Source organism: Cryobacterium sp. BB736 (assembly GCF_014980265.1).
Taxonomy (GTDB): domain Bacteria; phylum Actinomycetota; class Actinomycetes; order Actinomycetales; family Microbacteriaceae; genus Terrimesophilobacter.
The window spans coordinates 143,363-162,181 of record NZ_JABXWQ010000002.1; the positions used below are offsets into that span (position 1 = coordinate 143,363).

Sequence of the window (18,819 nt, forward strand, 5' to 3'; positions counted from 1 at the left end):
GTGCTCGAACCACACGACGGATCGATGGTGATCGCATGTTGAACAACGCCGCCGACGGACTGCCGGAACCCACGACGACCGGCTGGGCCAGTGTCGACAAGGTCGTCGTCGGCGTGGCCGGTGGAGTCATCGTCATCGTGTGCGTGCTCGGCGTGGCCTTCACCGAACAGGTCGGTGACGCTGCGGCATCCGCCTTGGGCTGGGTAACGGCCAACCTGGGCTGGGTGTTCATCCTCGGCGCCGCCGCGTTCGTTGTGTTCGCCCTCGTGCTCGCGTTCGGCCGCTACGGCGGCATCCCGCTGTCGCGCGAAGGCGAGAAGGCGGAGTTCTCCACGCTGTCCTGGATCTCGATGATGTTCAGCGCCGGGATGGGCATCGGCCTGATGTTCTTCGGTGTCTACGAGCCGGTCTCGCACCTGGTGGATCCTCCCCCGTTCGTCGGTGCGGCCCCGGAGTCCCCGCAAGCGGCGAACGCGGCGATGGCGTACACGCTGTTCCACTGGGGGCTGCACCCGTGGGCGATCTACTCGGTGGTCGGTCTCTCGCTCGCCTACTCGACGTACCGGATGGGGCGCGGCAACCTCATGAGCGCACCGTTCCACGCGATCTTCGGCGCCGACCGGATCGACCGTCGCGGGTGGGGCAAGCCGATCGACATTCTGGCGATCATCTGCACCAAGTTCGGGTCGGCGACCTCCCTCGGGCTCGGCGCGCTGCAGATCGCCGCCGGCCTGTCGCTGCTGCGCACCGGCGGGTTCGAGGATCCGGGTGTCGCGTTGCCGATCATCGTCATCAGCGTGCTCACCGTAGGCGTCGTGTTCTCTGCGGCAAGCGGCGTGACGAAGGGGATCAAGTGGCTGAGCAACACCAACATGGTGCTGTCGGCGTTGCTGCTCACTTTCGTCTTCATTGCCGGTCCGACGGTGTTCATCCTCGACCTGATGCCGTCGGCGATCGGCTCCTACCTGGGGCAGATCGTGCCGATGAGCTTCCAATCGGCGGTGTTCGGCGGCGGCGACTGGCTGGCAAGCTGGACGATCTTCTACTGGGCGTGGTGGATCTCCTGGACCCCGTTCGTCGGCAACTTCATCGCGCGCATCTCGCGCGGGCGCACCATCCGGGAGTTCGTCCTCGGAGTGCTGCTGGTGCCGACATCCGTGAGCGTGCTCTGGTTCTCGGTCTTCGGCGGCGCCGGGATGAACCTGCAGGTCGGCGGCGTCGACATCGCCGGGACTGGCAACGAGGCGGCCGCGTTCTTCGCGATGTTGCAGCAATACCCGTTCTTCATCGGCACCGCGATCGTGGTGATGGTGCTCACCGCTGTGTTCTTCGTGAGCGGGGCGGATGCCGGTTCGCTCGTGCTGGGGACGCTGTCCACGCGCGGCAACACCAGGCCGTGGAAGCCGCTTGTGATCGTGTGGGCGATCCTGACCGGCGCGGTTGCCGCGGTGCTGCTGTGGGTCGGCGGCCTCCAGGCGTTGCAGACCTTCACCATCCTGGCTGCCAGCCCATTCATCCTGATCATGATCGGGCTGTGCGTGTCGCTGTACGTTGACCTGCGCCGCGACCCGATGCGCCAACGCAGACTCGGCCCTGTGCGCGGCTCGAGCGAACGACAGGGAACCGTGCCGTTCACCCAGCCGATTCAGCGGATCGACGAGACGGAGGTCGCGGATACGGGCAGCGAGACCGACGGTGGTCGGGAGTAGGGCGGAATAAGCTCCGGCTGCGCGCGGTTGCCTTCCTGGTGAACGCTTCCCCTCGACGCACCCGCTGGCTCATCGGCATCTGGGCACTCGTCCTGCTGGTCGCGGTCGGCGCGACCGCAGTGATCCTGTCGGCGAACCGGTCGGCATCGGCACCGAACGCCACGCCGCCGGCGAGCCTGATCGACGCTGACACGCGCATGGGCGCGGTGGAACTGGTGACGAGCAACATCGAGGCGCTGACCGACTATTACGGACCAGTAGGCGTCGGGCTGAGCCTGCTCGGCGAGACGGACGGCATCCGATCGCTCGGTGTCGACGGCGAGGAGATCATTCGCCTCGTCCCCGCTGACGCCGACCCAGCCGGGCCCGGTGATGCCGGCCTGTACCACTCGGCGATCCTGTTCCCGGATTCGCCTGCCCTCGCTGGGTCGCTTGCGCGACTGGCCGGGCAGTATCCCGGGCTCTACCAGGGGTCGGCAGACCACGCCGTCAGCCACGCGTTCTACTTCGCCGACCCCGACGGCAACGGCGTCGAGCTCTACGTCGACACCCCTCGCGACCAGTGGGTCTGGGAGGACGGCCAGGTGCAGATGGGCAGCGCGCCGCTCGATGTCAACGCGTTCATCGGAGAGCACCTGGGCGACGAAGCATCCGGCGACGCGACCATGGGACACGTCCACCTGAAGGTCGGCGACCTCGAGCGCGCTGAAGAGTTCTACGCCGACAGCCTCGGCTTCGCGGTCACCGCCAGGGCCAACGGCGCGATCTTCCTCGCCGCGGGCGGCTACCACCATCATGTGGCCGCGAACACCTGGGGCAGCGCCGGCGCTGGCGTGCGCCCGGCCACACTGGGATTGGGCTCGCTCGAGTTGGTCGTGCCGGAGGCATCCGAACTCGACGCGATCGGCACACGGCTGACCGAGGCGGGCGTGACGTTCGAGCGCACCGATGCCGTACTCACCGTGGCGGACCCGTGGGGAACGGTCGTCGAGGTGGTTGCGGCCGGCCATTAGACGGTTTCCTTCGGTGGCTTCGAGCCGATCGCTTCGCGATCCCGGGGCCACCGGAACTCCTCCACAGGCGGCGTGCGGGATGACTTGTCCGCGGTTGGCTCGAATGTAGCTACGAATGTCGGGCGATGGTGTCACCATCGAAATATGACGAACCCGACCCGCTTCGACCCCCCTCGCTCCCGGCGCTGTCGCCGGGGTCCGCGACCTGGGCGATGACGCGTTGGTGGTGGCCGCCCGCACCCTGGAGGAGGACTACGGCCGGCTGGTGGATGCGTCCCGGTTGGCGATCGCCGCGGAGGTGGAGCACCGCTCCCGCCGCACCCTGGGCGGTGACGGGCTGGCCGGCAAGCTGGGGTGTCGCAGCGGCACCGAGCTGCTGGAGCGCACCACCGGCGCCACGGTGGCCACCATCCGCAGACGGGTCCGGCTGGGCGAGAAGCTGCGGAGCAGAAGCAGCCTGACCGGGGAGCTGTTCCCGGCCCAGTTCCCGGTGCTCGCCGCGGCGCTGTCCGAAGGTCGGCTGTCGCAGGACATGGCCGCGGCGATCGTGGACGAGCTGGCGCCGGCGATCGACCGGGTGAACCCCGACCACCTCCGAGCGGCCGAGGCCGCCCTGGTGGAGTCCGCCAGCGAGCCGACCACCACCGCCGAGGAGCTGAAGATCCAGGCCACCGTGTGGCGGATCACCATCGACCCCGACGGTGTGGAGCCCGAGGAAGAGGAAGCGCTGGCGCGGCGCGGCATCCGGCTCGGCAAGGCCGTCGGCGGGTTGGTGCCGATCACCGGAAACCTCACCCCGCTGGTGGCCGGCCAGTTGCAGCGGCTGTTCAACGCCTACCTCACCCCACGCACCGCACCCGCCTTCCTGCCCAGCGACGGCGACGGCGACGCTACGGACCAAGACCCGGAGGTTCCGGTGATGGAGGATGACCGCACCCCGGACCAGCAACGCCACGACGTGCTCGGCGGCATCCTTTCTGCCGCGGCCCGTGACCCGGAGACCCCGAAGGTGAACGGGGCCGCCCCGACGGTGCTGGTCACCGTCATCGCCGAGGACCTGCAGAACGGCACCGGTGCCGGCTGGATCGATGGCATCAACGCCCCCATCTCACTGCGGTCCGTGCGGCAGCTGGCCTGCACCGGCGAGACCCAAACCGTCACCCTGGACGCCACCGGCGCGGTCATTCAACTGACCAGCCCGACCCGCGGGTTCACCGCCCAGCAGCGCAAGGCGATCGGAGCCCGCGACGGCTACCACTGCGCCGCCCCGGGCTGCGGCACCCCCGGCGACTGGTGCGAGATCCACCACGTCACACCCCACGCCGAAGGCGGACCGACCGAAGTCGACAACGGAGTGCTCCTCTGCTGGTACCACCACCGCACCCTCGGCAGCTCCGGCTGGGAGATCCGCATCAACGACGGCGTCCCCGAATTCAAACCCCCACCCTGGATCAACCCCGACGGAACCTGGATCCGCACCACCAAGGCCAAACCCCGCCTCACCGCAGCACTCAAACGCGCCCTCAAAGACACTTAGCTGAGACCCACACCCCGTGGATACGGTGGTTGGTGGTCGAGCTTGCCGAGACCCTAGGCGAGCGCCTGAGCGACCCGGCGTACCTCGGCCTTGCGGCCGGCGCGGAGGGCCTCGATCGGGCTGGTGCCGAGGGTCTCGTCGTGGCCGAGGAGCCAGTCCATTGACTCCTCGTCGGTGAAACCGCTGTCGTGCAGCACTATGAGGGTCCCGCGCAGCTCAGGGAGTGGTGCATTGTCACGAAGGAAAAGGTCAGGGACATGCCAGACGCCATCGATGCGCCGAGCGAGGAGCGCGCGGTCCTCGAGCAACCTGCGGATCTTGCTCACGCCAAGACCGAGCATCTCCACCAGATCAGGCACGGTCAGCCAGCGGACATTCGGGGTTTCTTCCACGGTTAAAGAGTGCCAGAGCCGAGCCGGTCGATCGCTGAGTCGACACGGGACACGCCAATTCACTTTAGTAACATCCGTCACATTGATTGACACCTGTATATTTCTGTGTCAAGTTGAGAATCGCTGATTCTGTCATGGATCAGTGCTGGGCGACCGCGGGTCACAGAGGGACCTTCGCCCATCCGGGGAAAGACGGGGATGAACATGTCAGCAGGCGCAGCTACGGACGATGCACGCCGCGGGGGAAAGCACCTGGCTCCAAAGAAGCCCAGCAGAGTCGCCAAGGGCGTCCTGAACACACTCCCGATGCTCGTTGCCGGGTCGATGACGGTCGGCATGGCCTTCACCGGGCCGATCGCTCCGCTTCCCGGCGCCAAGGCCGAGAAGCCGAAGCACCCGGCCACCGACCTGCGCGAGGCCGTTCGTCAGGCGCTCGCCAAGGCCGCACCGGATGCGCCGGTGAATGCCGGCACCGTCGAGGCCGCCGCCGTGCCGTCAACCTATCGCGTGCAGGGCGGTGACACCGTCAGCGGCATCGCCGGCAAGTTCGGGCTGTCGACGGCATCCGTTCTCGCCCTCAATGGCCTGGGCTGGAAGTCGCTGATCTTCCCCGGCCAGATCCTCAAGCTCAGCAACGGGACGACAGCAGCACCAGCGCCGGCGCCCGCGCCGGCCAATCCCGCACCGTCCAGCGGTCGCTACACGATCGTCAAGGGCGACACCATCAGCTCGATCGCAGCGCGCTTCGGCGTCAGCACCCAGTCGGTGCTGTCCGCCAACGGCCTCGGCTGGTCGAGCATCATCTACCCGGGCCAGACGCTCGCCATCCCGGGTGCAGCACCCGCCGCCGCTCCGGTGACCCCGGCCCCAACGCCCGCGCCCGCACCTTCCCCAGAACCTGCTCCGGCTCCCGCTCCCGCACCGGAGCCGGCTCCGATCACCCCGGCACCAGCACCGGTGCAGACCAGCTACGTGATCAAGTCCGGGGACACCGTGACGAGCATCGCGAGCCGGTTCGGCGTCACCATCCAGGCGATCCTGAACGCCAACGGCCTCAACCTCTCGAGCATCATCTACGCGGGCCGCACGCTGATCATCCCCGGTGTCGCGCCGGCCGGCGCCGGTTCGAGCGTTACGCCGCTCACCGCCGAGATGGCGCAGAACGCACGCGTCATCCTCGAGGTCGGTCGCTCGCTGGGCGTGCCGGAGTACGGCCTGGTGATCTCGCTCGCCGCCGCGATGCAGGAGTCCAGCCTCCGCAACATCCGCTGGGGCGACCTCGACTCGGTCGGCCTGTTCCAGCAGCGCCCGAGCGCCGGCTGGGGCACGGTCGATGCGATCATGGACCCTGCCCACTCCGCGCGCCTGTTCTTCGGCGGCCCGAGCAACCCGAACAAGGGCAAGACTCGCGGCCTCCTCGACATATCCGGATGGGAGTCGATGACCGTGACGCAAGCCGCGCAGGCGGTTCAGCGCTCGGCATACCCGGATGCGTACGCCAAGTGGGAGGCGTCTGCGCGCGCGTGGCTCGCCCAACTCAGCTGACCGGCGCGGTTCTCGTCTCACGAGCACGGTGTTTTGGGCCACTGGCACAGGGCACTCGCTTTAGACTCGTCCAGTGAGCACAAGCACGACCGATCCCATGATCGGCCGTCTGATCGACGGCCGCTACCAGGTACGCTCACGCGTCGCCCGCGGCGGCATGGCCACCGTCTACCTAGCGACCGACCTCCGACTCGAGCGTCGGGTGGCCCTCAAGGTCATGCACGGCCACCTCGCCGACGATTCGCAGTATAAGGCGCGCTTCATCCAGGAGGCCCGTTCGGCAGCTCGGCTGGCGCATCCGAACGTCGTCAACGTGTACGACCAGGGACAGGACCAGGAGACCGCCTACCTGGTCATGGAATACCTGCCGGGCATCACCCTGCGGGAACTGCTCGGCGAGCATCCGGTGCTCACCAACGACCAGGCCCTCGACATCCTCGAGGCCGTGCTCGCCGGACTGGCTGCCGCCCACCGCAACGGCATCGTGCACCGCGACCTCAAGCCGGAGAACGTGCTGCTCGCCGACGACGGGCGTATCAAGATCAGCGACTTCGGCCTCGCACGCGCGGTGACCGCGCAGACCGCGACCGGCAACGCACTGCTGGGCACCATCGCCTACCTCTCCCCCGAACTAGTTACCCGCGGGGTAGCGGATGCGCGCAGCGACATCTACGCGGTCGGCATCATGCTGTACGAGATGCTCGCCGGCGAGCAGCCATACAAGGGTGACCAGCCGTTCCAGATCGCACAGCAGCACGCCAACGACACCGTGCCGACGCCAAGCACCAAGAATCCGCGCGTCCCCGTCGAGATCGACGAACTCGTGCTGTGGGCGACCGCGCGCGACCCCGAGCAGCGTCCGCGCGACGCCCGCGCCATGCTCGATCAGGTGCTCGAGGTGCGCCGGCTGCTCGGCGAGGGCGGCGGCACACCGGCGACGACGACCATGCAGCACACGATGGTGCTGCCTCCCGCCGCCGAACTTGCCGCGACCGGCGAAACCCAGGTGCTCGGTACCCGCGCCCGTGCGCGCACCAGCCCGCAACCGGTCAACAGCACCCTCGCGCTCGCGCGAGCGAGCGAGCGGCGACACCAGCGAGGAATCTGGCTATTCGTGGTGGTGCTGCTGCTCGCCGCCATCGCCGGCGGCACCGGGTGGTACTTCGGTGCCGGGCCAGGCTCGCAGGTCATGATCCCCAACGTGTCCGGGCTCGAACCGGCAGTCGCGACAAGCGAACTGGAGGGTCTCGATCTCGTGGTCGCCGAAACCCCCGAGCCGGTGTTCAGCGTCGATGTGCCCGCCGGGCTGGTCGCGGGCACCGACCCGCAGATCGGTGCGGCGGTCGCTCACGGCGCGACCGTGACCCTGCTGGTTTCGCAGGGGCCGGAACCGCTTCCCATCCCGGAGTTGGTCGGTCAGACCGAAGAGGTGGCCACGCAGCGCATCGCGGACGCTAGCTTCAGCAAGGCCACCACCGACTACCGCTTCGATGACGCCGACCGCGGGATCGTGATCGGCGCGCTCGGTCAAGGCCCTGACGGTGCGATCGACCTCGTCCCGGGCGAGACCTACGGCGAGCAGCAGCCGGTCACGCTTGTTGTGTCGCTCGGCCCGATCCCGTCGGTTACCGGGATGGGTGTCGATGAAGCGTCCGAAACGCTGGAAGGTGTCGGTTTGATTGCGTCGACCGCGGCCGGGCTCGCGGACTTCCACGACGAGATCCCGGCTGGCGCAGTCATTCGTGCTGAGATACCCGAAGGTCCGGTGCGCGAAGGCGCGACGATCGAGCTGGTGCTCTCCAAGGGCATCGAGCAGCGGCAGGTTCCCGATATCGTCGGCAAGACCTGGGGGGAAGCGAAGCCGCTTCTGGATCAGGCTGGCTTCAGGATCGAATTCCAGAACGGCGCGAGCGAGTTCCTCTCTGCGTTCCCGGGATCTATCGTGCGATCAACCAATCCCGATGCCGGAACGAGTCTCGACAAGGGCTCGACCGTGACCGTGAGGTTGGGCGTCGACTAGCCCAGGCCTCCGACGGGTGACCGGCGTTGTGCAGGACATCCGTCGGCTCTTGGCCCCGGGTCCCTGATAAGGGTCGCCAAACCGGGTGAATCTCCTGCATAACGGGGAATGTCCTGCATAACAGGGGATGTCCTGCATAACAGGGTGGGCAGGCAGAGCCGGTCAGCGCTTGACGAGCTCCTCGGCCACCAGGAAGGCCAGCTCGAGCGACTGCATGTGGTTCAGGCGCGGGTCGCACAGCGACTCGTAACGCGTCGCCAGGGTCGCCTCATCGATCTGCTCCGACCCACCGAGGCACTCGGTGACGTCGTCACCGGTTAGCTCGATGTGGATGCCACCCGGGAAGGTGCCAACCGCCCGGTGCGCCTCGAAGAAGCCCTTGACCTCGTCGACGACGTCGTCGAAGCGACGCGTCTTGTACCCGGTCGGCGTCGTGAGCCCGTTGCCGTGCATCGGGTCGGTCACCCACAGCGGGTTGGCGTCGCTCGCCTTCACTGCTTCGAGCAGGGGCGGCAGCGCATCCCGGATGCGGCCGGCTCCCATGCGGGTGATGAAGGTCAGCCGCCCCGGCTCGCGCTCAGGGTCGAGCTTCTCGATCAGGTCGAGCACGTCCTGCGGCGAAGTCGTAGGGCCGAGCTTCACGCCGATCGGGTTGCGGACCCTGGACAGGAAGTCCACGTGAGCGCCCTCGAGCTGGCGGGTGCGCTCACCGATCCAGATGAAGTGAGCCGACGTGTCGTACGGCGTGCCGGTGCGCGAGTCGATGCGCGTGAGCGGCCGCTCGTAGTCCATCAGCAGACCCTCGTGCGAGATGTAGAACTCGGTGCGCTTGAGCGCCTCGAAGTCGGCGCCGCAGGCGATCATGAACTTGATCGCGCGGTCGATCTCGCCAGCGAGCTTCTCGTAGCGCACGTTGGCGGGGTTGCGGGCGAAGCCCTGGTTCCAGCTGTGCACCTGGCGCAGGTCGGCGAAGCCACCCTGCGTGAATGCCCGAATCAGGTTCAGCGTGCTCGCCGCCATGTGGTAGCCCTGCAGCAGCCGTGACGGGTCGGCCATCCGCGACTCGGGTGTGAAGTCGTAGCCGTTGACGGCGTCACCGCGGTAGGCGGGCAGGGTGACGTCACCGCGAGTCTCGGTGTCGCTGGAGCGCGGCTTGGCGAACTGTCCCGCCATCCGCCCCATCTTCACGACCGGCATCGAAGCGCCGTAAGTGAGCACGACGGCCATCTGCAGGATGGTCTTTACCCGGTTGCGGATCTGGTCGGCTGTGGCACCCGCGAAGGTCTCGGCGCAGTCGCCGCCCTGGAGCAGGAATGCCTCCCCCTTCGCCGCGGCCGCGAGACGGGAGCGCAGGATGTCCGCCTCACCGGCGAAGATCAGCGGCGGCAGGGTCGCGAGCTCTGCGGATGCCGCGGTGAGCGCGGCAGGGTCGGGCCAGGACGGCTGCTGCACGATCGGAAGCGTCCGCCAATAGTCGAGACCGTCGATCACGTCAGGATCAGCGGCAACTATTGTCTCGGTCGGGTCGACCACGGGACGCTCCTTAAAGGGCAGAGGGATTGGAAAATGCTGCGACGGCGCAGCGGACGGAAGGGCTCTAATGGCCACCAACAGCCTAGCGGCTCAGGCTGGCGGCCTTCTCTTTGACGGTGCTCGCATACACGTCGACGTACTCCTGGCCGCTCAGGCGAGCCAGCTCGTAGATGATCTCGTCGGTGACCGAGCGCAGGATGAACCGGTCACTCTCCAGGCCGTCGAACCGGGAGAAGTCGAGGGGCTCGCCGATGATGATTCCGACGCGGCGCACCTTGGGCAGTCGCTGCCCGATCGGCATGACCTTCTCGGTGTCGATCATCGCCACCGGGACCACCGGCACGCCGCCCTCGAGAATCATCCGCGCGACGCCGGTGCGGCCGCGATAGAGCCGGCCGTCGGGGCTGCGGGTGCCCTCCGGGTAGATCCCGAGCACCTCGCCCTTGGCGAGCACGCTCAAACCGGTGCGCAGAGAGGCTTCGGATGCCTTCCCGCCCGAGCGGTCGATCGGCAGCATCCCGGCGGCCTTGAGGAAGTTCTTGATGAACCAGCCCTTGATCCCGCGCGCCGTGTAGTAGTCGCTCTTGGCGAGGAAGGTGATGCGACGATCCATCATGAGCGGGAGGAAGATCGAGTCGATGAACGACAGGTGGTTGCTCGCCATGATCACCGGGCCCGTGCGCGGGATGTTCTCGTGGCCGGTGACCCACGGACGGAACGAGGTGCGAACGATCGGCCCGACGATCAGGTTCTTCATCAGCCAGTAGAACATCTTCGAACCTCTCAACGTGCGAACCCGACAAGAATAGCCGCACAGAGCGGGCCCGTAGGCGCCGTGGCGACCACAACGGGGGTCGCTCCCCCGCGCGTCAGCACCATATAGAGTGATTGCACTGACCCGCCCGGTGCCGAAGGAGCTACCGTGAATCAATTCGACACACCCCCGGTTGTGCCCGCCAACCCGCAGGCCAACGTGACAGACCTGCTCGTCGACCGCGTCCGGGAAACCCCGAACCTGGCGCTGTTCTCGCTCCCGACCGCCGACGGCGGTTGGTCGAATGTCACCGCATCCGCCTTCCACGACCAGGTGAAGGCCCTCGCCAAGGGGCTCATCGCATCCGGCATCCAGGCCGGCGACAAGATCGGATTCATCTCCAAGACGAGCTACGAGTGGACGCTCGTCGACTTCGCGATCTGGTACGCCGGCGCCGTGATGGTCCCGATCTACGAGACCTCGTCGCCGTCGCAGATCCAGTGGATCCTGAGCGACTCCGAATCGGTCGCCGCGATCGTCGAGACGGCTGACCACTTCCAGCGCGTTGACGAGGTGCGCGCCGACCTGCCCGACGTGAAGCATGTCTGGCAGCTCGGCCTAGGCGACATCGACAAGCTCTCAGCCGCAGGCAAGGACATCAGCGACGACGAACTTGAGGCCCGCAGGAGTGCCGCGGTCGGCTCTGACCTCGCGACCCTCATCTACACCGCTGGCACGACCGGCAAGCCCAAGGGCTGCATGCTGACCCACTCGAACTTCTACGAGACGAGCCGCAGCGCCCGAGGCGCGATCCCCGAGGTCGTGAACACCGACTCGAGCACAGTGCTGTTCATCACGCTCGCTCACGTGTTCGCGCGCTTCATCTCGGTGCTGTGCATCGACGGCGGCGTCCGGGTTGGCCACGAGCCGGACACCAAGAAGCTGGTCAGCGCGCTCGAGTCGTTCCAGCCGACCTTCCTTCTCGCTGTGCCGCGTGTGTTCGAGAAGGTCTACAACTCGGCCGAGCAGAAGGCTGAAGCGGGCGGCAAGGGCAAGATCTTCCGCAAGGCTGTGCACGTCGCGGTGGAACACTCCAAGGCGCTCGACGCCGGCAAGGTCCCGCTCGGCCTCAAGCTGCAGTTCGCGCTGTTCGACAAGCTCGTTTACTCGAAGATCAAGAAGGTGCTCGGCGGACGTGCGCAGTACGCGGTGTCCGGTTCGGCACCGCTCGGCCTGTTCCTCGGTCACTTCTACCGCAGCATGGGCCTGACCATCCTGGAGGGCTACGGACTCACCGAGACCACCGCCCCGCTCACGGTCAACCTGCCGTCGAACTTCAAGATCGGCAAGGTCGGCCCGCCGCTGCCCGGATGCTCGGTGCGCATCGCCGACGATGGCGAGATCCTCGGCAAGGGCGTCAACATCTTCGACGGCTACTGGAAGAACCCGCAGGCCACCGCCGACACGTTCGACGGCGAGTGGTTCAAGACCGGCGACATCGGCACGATCGATGACGAAGGCTACGTTCAGGTCACCGGCCGCAAGAAGGAGATGATCGTCACCGCCGGCGGCAAGAACGTCGCTCCCGCGGTGCTTGAGGATCCGATCCGCTCCAACCCGATCGTCAGCCAGGTTGTCGTGGTCGGCGACCAGAGGCCGTTCATCTCGGCGCTCATCACGCTTGACCCGGAGATGGTCCCGGTCTGGCTGAACAACAACGGCGAGGACGCGACCATGACGATGGCCGAGGCCGCGAAGAACCCCAGGGTGCTCGCCGAGATCCAGTCGATCGTCGACCAGGCGAACACCCGGGTGTCGCGTGCCGAGTCCATCCGCAAGTTCGTGGTGCTCGAGAACGACTTCACCGAGGCGAGCGGGCACCTGACGCCGAAGCTCAGCATCAAGCGCAACATCGTGCTGCAGGACTTCGCTCCGGTGATCGACGAGCTGTACAACCAGGCACCCGCCACGGAGGGCACCTCGCTGCCGAGCTGACCCGCCGCGTCCGGCACCCCAACCATCGAGTCGGGAGTAGTTGCCCAATTGGCACCCGCCATAAGGGCAACTACTCCCGACTCGTTTGGGTGGCGGGGGGTTAGAACCAGTCGGAGGCGCGGATTAGGCGCATCGCCTCGCGCTTGGTCTCCTTCTCGAGACCCTCGATGAAGAGCTTCCCGTCCAGGTGGTCGACCTCGTGCTGCAACGCCTGCGCCATCAGTCCCTCGCCGCTCAGCTCGAGCTCGTTGCCGTCCAGGTCGACGCCCTTCACCCGCGCGAACGGATACCGCAACCGCGGGAAGTAGAAGCCGGGCACCGACAGGCAGCCCTCGTCGACGAGCGTGGGCTCGCCGCTGACCTCGACAAGCTCGGGGTTCAGGATGTAGCCGATGACACCGTCGACGTTGTAGCTGAACGCTCGCGCTCCGACGCCGATCTGGGTCGCCGCGACCCCGGCGCGGCCGGGAAGCTCAACAGTGTCGACGAGGTCGGCGACAAGCACTGCGGTTGCCGGGTCGGCAGGGTTCACCGGCGTCGTGGGAGTTCTCAGCACCGGGTCGCCGAAGACCCTGATCTCACGAACCGCCATCGACTCAGGCGCCCCTGCCCGTAGGCAGGCCGTCGAGCACGAGCGCTGCGAGCTCACGCGCTGACTCGCGAGTGAACGGCTTGAGCGCCCGGTAGTTGATCGCCGAGCCGGCGGCAAGGTGCGGGTCATAGGGAATGCGCACGATCTCGCGCACGCGCGACCGGAAGTGCGCCTCGATCTCCTCGAGCTTCACGATCTGGGTGCCCTGCGTCGCGGTGTTGAGCGCGACGACCGCGTTCCTCACGAGCGCGCCGTAGCCGTTCGCCTCCAGCCAGGTGAGCGTCTCGGAGGCGAGCCGCGCCTCGTCAACGCTTCCGCCGGAGACGATGACGATCGAGTCCGCCCGCTGGATCGTCGCACGCATGACCGAGTGCACGATGCCGGTACCGCAGTCGGTGAGCACGATCGAGTAGTACCGGGCGGCGAGGTCGGCGACGACGTTGTAGTCATCCTCGTCGAACGCGTCGGAGAGCAGCGGGTCGGTGTCGGATGCGAGCACGTCCAGCCGGGTCTCGTCCCGCGACACCAGGGTCGTGAAGTCGCTGAAGCTGGAAATCGACGCTGCCTTGGTGACCACATCCCGCACCGTCGAGCGGGTCTGCTTGTTGATGCGCTCTGCGAGCGTGCCACGGTCGGGGTTCGCGTCGATCGCGATCACCCGGTCCTCGCGGACATCCGCCATCGCCATGCCGAGCAGGGCGGTGATGGTGGTTTTGCCGACACCGCCCTTGCGGGTCAGCACCGGGATGAAGCGCGCTCCCCCCTCGAACTCGCGGTCGATGCGCGCATCGAGTGCCTTGCGCGCACGGATCTTGGCCGAGTCACCGAGGTTCACAGCGTGCAGGGTCGCGTTGTAGACGAACTTGGGCCAGCCTCCCTCGGGCTTGGGCCGTTTGGTGCGGCGGGTGTCGATGAGGCGGTCGGCGGTGAGCATCGCGGCCGGCTCAGGACTGTCGGAGACCTCGCCGTTGAGCCGGTCACGCCTGCTGTAGACCGAATCGGCCGGCAGGGTATCGACCGTGACACTGGTGGTTCCCGCGCCAACCTGGCTGAGCCCGCCCGGGTCGACCGCCGGTCGCTCGTCGATCGCGACGGCGCGCTCTTCCTCCGGGGCGACGTGCACCTGCTCGGGGAGGTTGACCGCGATGGTGAGAGAATGCGGGAGGACTGCCGCGAAATCATCCGATTCCGGCTCAGCCAACTCGTCCAGCTCCGACCCGACAGGGTAGTCGTCGGCGACGGGTTGCGAGTCGCCCGGCTGCTTCTCCTGTATCGCCACGGGGGTGTGCCTTTCTTAGAACCGACCACTCAGCCTATAGCCAGCCACTCACGGCGGCGCTGTAGCAATCCTCGGCTTAGAACCTGTGAATTTCAATCACCACGCGCACGACAAGCCGCCTCGCCGGTCACGGCGGGTCGAGCGTCAGCGTCGGCCTAGACGCTCTCCACCCCGCACCAGTCCGCGATGAAGAGTGCAAGCGTCTTCGTCACCTGCCGAATCGACTCGATGTTCACGCGCTCGTCGGCACCGTGCAGGCGCTCACCGAGCGGCCCGTAGACCAGCGCGGGGACGCCCGCGTACAGCCCATAGCAGCGGCTGTCGACATAGCCGGGCAGCGCGATCGCGTCCAATGCTGTGCCGTTGACGTAGTCGTGGACGTCGGTCAGCACGCCCTCGGCGTCGCTGCCGGGCTCGAGCACGTAGCCGTTCGAGAAGAAGCCGAGCTTCTCCACCTGCGCTGTTGTGCCTTCCAGAGCCGGCTCGCGCGCCATGAGACGCTCGACGCGGTCGACAATGTCCCGCCAGCACGCTTCGACATCCATCTCCGGAAGCAGTGCGACGCGGAACCCGATCTCACAGGAGTCCGGAACGCTCGACGGCCAGTCCCCCGCGTGCAAGGTTCCCACGTTCAGGTTCAGCGGATGCTCCTGATCGCCGAAGTGCTCGGAGTCCGGAACCTGCAGGTTCCACTCCTCCTCCATCTTCCTCAGCTCACCGATCACGGCATAGGCGGCGTCGATGGCGTTCATGCCGTTCGACATCTCCGAGGCGTGCGCGGCGCGCCCCAGCACGGTGACCTTAAACCAGATCACGCCGACATGAGCGCGCACCAGAGAGCCGGATGACGGCTCCGAGATGAGGACGGCATCCGCGCGATAGCCGCGCTGCAGCGCCGAGAGGGTTCCGTTTCCGGTGCTCTCCTCCTCTGGCACCGACTGAAGGTGCACGCGCGCGGTGGGGGCCAGACCGGCCGCCCGCAGCGCAGTGAATGCGAAGACGTTGGCCACCAGGCCGGCTTTCATGTCCGCCGCCCCACGACCGTAGAGCCAGCCATCGTGAATGGCCGAGTCCCAGGGTGAGCGAGACCACAGCCGATCCGCACCGGTGGGTACGACGTCGATGTGACCGTTCAGGATCAGGCTGCGACCGGATTCGCGCCGCGGCTCGTAGGTGCCGACGACCACCTCGGTGTCCTCGTACGGCACAGCAACGGCACCCGCCCCCTCATGGGTCGCCAGCTCCTCCGGGTCGAGCGTCCAGCGATCCAGGGCGAGCCCGGCATCCTGGAACGCGGCCGCCATGATCTCCTGGGCGGCCCCCTCCTGTCCCCGCAGCGACGGTGTGGCGACGAGGTCGGCGGTGAATTCAACCTGCCGCTCGAACGCAGCATCCACCGCGTCGAGAATGGCCTGGCGCTGCTCTGCCGTCGTCACCGGCCAGCCTCGGCGAATGCTCCCTGGTCGTACACGATCTCGCCGCCGATGACGGTGCCGGTCACGGTGAGGTCCTTGATAGTGGTCTTCTCGACCGCGAAGATGTCATCGCTGAGCACCGCGAAGTCGGCCAGCATGCCGGTCGCCAGTGTTCCCACCTTCCCCTCCTTGCCCACCGCGTAGGCGGAACCATAGGTGTAGGCGCGCACAGCATCCTCGACGCTGACACGCTCCGCCGGCGCGAAGGGGACCCCGGATGCCGTCTGGCGGTTCACCAGGTCGTGGATGCTCACCAGCGGGTTGCCATCCGAGACCGGCGAGTCCGTCGACCCCGGCACAACGATGCCTGCGCGAAGCAGCGAGGCCATCCGGTAGGTTCCGTCAACGCGATCGTCTCCGAGCGCGCTGATGATGCCGTCACCGAAGTCGGAGATGAACACGCCCTGCGGAACCGGAATGATCCCCAGTCGCGCGGCACGCTCCACCTGCGCATCGCTTGCGATGGCGAAATGCTCGATCCGGTGACGGACACCGGCACGCGGGAACCGAGCCTGGGCTTCCTCCATCGCGTCCATCACATGATCGATGGCGCTGTCGCCGATCGCGTGGGTTGCCACCGTCCACCCGGAGGAGTGGGCGTCGATGATGCTGCGCCGGAGCACTTCCGCGTCCACCTGCAGGAACCCGGAGTTGTCCGGTTCGCCGTGGTAGCAGTGGTGCACTGCGGCCGAGCGTCCGATGAGTGAGCCGTCCGAGACGATCTTGACCGGACCGACGGACAGGCGGTCGTCGCCCAGGCCGGTGCGGATGCCCAGATCGAGCCCGAACCAGTCTCGTTCGCGCATGCCGTCGATGGCGTGGAAGGTGTTGATGAACGGCATCACAGTCATCCGCGGGCGGATGGTGCCGTTCTCGACCGCAACCTGGTAGCTGTGGAAGTCGACCGGCGAGTTGCCCAGTGATTGCACCGAGCCGAGGCCGGGTTCGGTGAGGCTCGTCAACCCGTAGGAGACCGCTTGGTCGGATGCGAGCTGCAGGTTGTGCTGCACCTCGTCGAGCTGGAGAGGGCGCGTCAACTGGTAGACGACCTGCACCGCCGTCTCCTGCAGAAGGCCGACCGCACGCCCATCGGCGTCGCGCTCGACGTGTCCGCCGGGGAAGTCGGGCACCCCGACTCGGCCCGCGTAGCCTGCCAGCTCGAACGCCGCGGTGTTGGCGACCAGCATGTGCGCCGACACGTGCTCGATGTAGGCGGGGCGACCCCCCACGACGGCGTCGATGGCCTCCGCCGTCGGGTGCGCCCCGAGAATGTTCTGGTCGTAGCCGGACGCCTTCACCCAGGCATCCGCAGGCAGGCCTGCCGCGTACTCGCGCAGCTTCGCGTAGAAGTCGTCCAGAGTGCTGACCGCACTCGGCCTGACGTCCAGCATCGCCAGCCGCTGACCGGTCAACGACAGGTGGTAGTGGGCGTCGTGGAAGCCGGGGACAACCCGCGCCCCACCCAGGTCGATGACCCGATCAGCGCTCGCCTCGCCGACCTGTTCGTCAAAGGCCACGATGCGCCCTCCAAGGACGGCCATCCGTTCGGCTTCGGGCCGACGAGGGTCACCCGTGGCGATACGGCCGTTGTGGAAGATGACCTCAGGCCGCAACGGTCTGTGCCTCCTTGGCGGCGCGGCTCTTGATTCGGGAGTTCAGTCCCAGCACGCCCAGGATCGTGATGATCACGAACCCGCCGTAGAGAGCTGCGACCGCCCACGCGCTGCCGCCGGAAGCGGTGAGGATGCCCTGAGCCAGCAGCGGAGTCGAGCCGCCGAAGATGGTGGCACAGATCTGGTAGGCGGCCGAGACGCCGGTGTACCGCACGTGTGGGGGGAACGCGCTTGCCAGGAAGGTGGCGAGCATCGCGTAGTACGCGGTGCCGCCGATGATGGTCAGGCCGAGCATGATGGCGATCAGCGGCACGCTGGCCGATTGGATGGCCATGAAGAACGGGATGGTCAGCACCAGGTTGAACAGCAGCCCGCCGATCATGACCTTCATCGCGCCGATCTTCTCGGCGATGCGCGCGGCAATCGGCTGCCAGATGAACTGCAGGATCGCGGTGCCGAGCAGGATGTTGAGCATGATCTGGCGTTCGATGCCCAGCTCGCCGGTCGTCCAGGCGAGCAGGAAGGTGTTGGTGAAGTAGGCGATCGAGATGCCGAGCACCGATGCGATGACGCCGAACAGCACCAGCGACGGCGAATACCGGAATACCTCGACGAGCGGGACCTTGACGACCTGCTTCTTCTCGCGCGCCTTGACGAAGTCCTCGGACTCTTCCACCTTCAGGCGGATGACGAGCCCGACGACGACCAGCACTGCGGAGAGCAGGAACGGAATGCGCCAACCCCAGCTCAGGAAGGCCTCGTTCGGCAGCTGGCCGACGAGCAGGAAGATCAGCGTGGCAAGGATGGAACCGGCCGGTGATCCCTGCTGCACCCAGGCCCCCGCGGAGCCCTTCTTGCCCTCCTTGGCGTTCTCGGTGGCGAGAAGCACTGCTCCACCCCACTCACCGCCGACGGCAAGTCCCTGACAGGCGCGCAGCACGATCAGCAGGATGGGTGCCGCAAGCCCGATCTGGGCATAGCCGGGAAGCACACCGATCAGCGTCGTGGCCGCCCCCATCAGCACGAGCGTGACGACGAGGGTGTTCTTGCGACCGAACTTGTCACCGAAGTGACCGAAGATGAAACCGCCGAGCGGACGCGCGAGGAAGCCGACCCAGAACGTGGCGAAGGATGCCATCAGTGCGGCCGCAGGATCGATCTCGGGGTAGAACACCTTGCCGAAAACAAGTGCAGCAGCGGTGCCGAAGATGTAGAAGTCATACCACTCGATCGCGGTGCCGGCGAAGGCACCGATGACAGACCTGCGCTGGCGGACTTCTGGGGTCGTCGTTGACATAGGGCTCTTTCTGAAGCGGGGGAAAAATGCTTCCCGCAACTCTGAACGCTCGGAAGCATGTTGTC

Annotated in this window: 14 protein-coding genes; 6 read left to right on the plus strand and 8 right to left on the minus strand. The window is 67.0% G+C overall.

Annotated features, from left to right (window positions below; all coding sequences use genetic code 11):
- Positions 1-35 precede the first annotated feature (35 nt).
- The 3 genes from IRG63_RS07125 to IRG63_RS07135 all read left to right on the plus strand — a co-directional run bounded on the left by IRG63_RS07125 (position 36) and on the right by IRG63_RS07135 (position 4,259).
- Positions 36-1,709 carry a BCCT family transporter gene (locus IRG63_RS07125; RefSeq protein ID WP_193509674.1) on the plus strand — a complete coding sequence of 558 codons (1,674 nt, stop codon included), beginning with the start codon at positions 36-38 and terminating at the stop codon, positions 1,707-1,709.
- Positions 1,710-1,747: 38 nt separating this feature from the next.
- Entirely contained in the window at positions 1,748-2,722 is a 975-nt protein-coding gene (locus IRG63_RS14065) for a VOC family protein (protein WP_370566196.1), read from the plus strand.
- A 226-nt stretch (positions 2,723-2,948) separates the two neighbouring features.
- The gene (locus IRG63_RS07135; RefSeq protein WP_193509675.1) at positions 2,949-4,259 is read left to right on the plus strand and encodes an HNH endonuclease signature motif containing protein; all 1,311 of its coding nucleotides are present in this window, start codon (positions 2,949-2,951) and stop codon (positions 4,257-4,259) included.
- A 53-nt stretch (positions 4,260-4,312) separates the two neighbouring features.
- On the opposite strand, the gene IRG63_RS07140 is transcribed toward IRG63_RS07135, so the two are convergent.
- A complete protein-coding gene (locus tag IRG63_RS07140) occupies positions 4,313-4,651 on the minus strand; it encodes an Rv2175c family DNA-binding protein (RefSeq protein ID WP_349236177.1) in 339 nt (112 codons plus the stop codon).
- 306 nt (positions 4,652-4,957) lie between these two features.
- Here IRG63_RS07140 and IRG63_RS07145 point away from each other — a divergent pair, with 306 nt between their 5' ends.
- Together IRG63_RS07145 and pknB are read left to right on the plus strand one after the other, a co-directional pair.
- Entirely contained in the window at positions 4,958-6,196 is a 1,239-nt protein-coding gene (locus tag IRG63_RS07145; protein WP_193509676.1) for a LysM peptidoglycan-binding domain-containing protein, read from the plus strand.
- Between the two features lie 73 nt (positions 6,197-6,269).
- Positions 6,270-8,216 carry a Stk1 family PASTA domain-containing Ser/Thr kinase gene (pknB, locus tag IRG63_RS07150; protein ID WP_193509677.1) on the plus strand — a complete coding sequence of 649 codons (1,947 nt, stop codon included), beginning with the start codon at positions 6,270-6,272 and terminating at the stop codon, positions 8,214-8,216.
- Between the two features lie 162 nt (positions 8,217-8,378).
- On the opposite strand, the gene IRG63_RS07155 is transcribed toward pknB, so the two are convergent.
- Both IRG63_RS07155 and IRG63_RS07160 read right to left on the minus strand, forming a co-directional pair.
- Positions 8,379-9,749, minus strand: coding sequence for a class II 3-deoxy-7-phosphoheptulonate synthase (locus tag IRG63_RS07155; protein WP_370566197.1), 1,371 nt, complete (start codon positions 9,747-9,749; stop codon positions 8,379-8,381).
- An 82-nt stretch (positions 9,750-9,831) separates the two neighbouring features.
- Entirely contained in the window at positions 9,832-10,521 is a 690-nt protein-coding gene (locus IRG63_RS07160) for a 1-acyl-sn-glycerol-3-phosphate acyltransferase (protein ID WP_168627125.1), read from the minus strand.
- A 150-nt stretch (positions 10,522-10,671) separates the two neighbouring features.
- Here IRG63_RS07160 and IRG63_RS07165 point away from each other — a divergent pair, with 150 nt between their 5' ends.
- Positions 10,672-12,498, plus strand: a complete 1,827-nt coding sequence (locus tag IRG63_RS07165) for an AMP-dependent synthetase/ligase (protein ID WP_168627124.1) — start codon at positions 10,672-10,674, stop codon at positions 12,496-12,498.
- Between the two features lie 100 nt (positions 12,499-12,598).
- Here the strand turns inward: IRG63_RS07165 and IRG63_RS07170 are convergent, their stop codons facing one another.
- From IRG63_RS07170 to IRG63_RS07190, 5 genes are all read right to left on the minus strand, one after another.
- Positions 12,599-13,090, minus strand: a complete 492-nt coding sequence (locus IRG63_RS07170) for a peptide deformylase (RefSeq protein WP_168627123.1) — start codon at positions 13,088-13,090, stop codon at positions 12,599-12,601.
- Positions 13,091-13,094: 4 nt separating this feature from the next.
- A complete protein-coding gene (locus IRG63_RS07175; protein WP_370566198.1) occupies positions 13,095-14,369 on the minus strand; it encodes an AAA family ATPase in 1,275 nt (424 codons plus the stop codon).
- A 155-nt stretch (positions 14,370-14,524) separates the two neighbouring features.
- Complete coding sequence (locus IRG63_RS07180) at positions 14,525-15,805, minus strand: ArgE/DapE family deacylase (protein WP_168627121.1); 1,281 nt, start codon at positions 15,803-15,805, stop codon at positions 14,525-14,527.
- Positions 15,802-17,361: an amidohydrolase gene (locus IRG63_RS07185; RefSeq protein WP_349236176.1), complete on the minus strand. Its 1,560-nt coding sequence runs from the start codon at positions 17,359-17,361 to the stop codon at positions 15,802-15,804. Before IRG63_RS07185 ends, IRG63_RS07180 begins: the two co-directional genes overlap by 4 nt.
- Positions 17,362-17,446: 85 nt before the next feature.
- Positions 17,447-18,754 carry an MFS transporter gene (locus IRG63_RS07190; protein ID WP_193509679.1) on the minus strand — a complete coding sequence of 436 codons (1,308 nt, stop codon included), beginning with the start codon at positions 18,752-18,754 and terminating at the stop codon, positions 17,447-17,449.
- Positions 18,755-18,819: the final 65 nt, after the last annotated feature.